The 243-nt window shown below is 31.3% G+C and carries 1 protein-coding gene; it reads left to right on the plus strand.

What is annotated here, in order from left to right:
- A partial coding sequence (locus Q0997_RS20405; RefSeq protein ID WP_299892593.1) for a gliding motility-associated C-terminal domain-containing protein occupies positions 1-243 on the plus strand: 243 nt, incomplete at both ends.

Raw genomic sequence — 243 nt, forward strand, 5'->3', positions numbered from 1 at the left:
AAACAGATTTAAGTATCGATAATGTATTAACAGCAGGTACTTATACTATAGAAGTAATGTTTAATGATACTGGTTGTACTGCATCAGAAGATGTCATTGTAACAGAATTAGAGACTTGTGTAATACCACAAGGTATTTCACCAAATGGCGATGGCTTAAATGACTTTTTCGATGTTAGTAGTTATGATGTACAAAATCTAAAAGTATTTAACAGAAATGGTCGTTTAGTATACGAGAAAGACA

Source organism: uncultured Lacinutrix sp., assembly GCF_947500325.1.
Taxonomy (GTDB): Bacteria; Bacteroidota; Bacteroidia; order Flavobacteriales; family Flavobacteriaceae; genus Lacinutrix.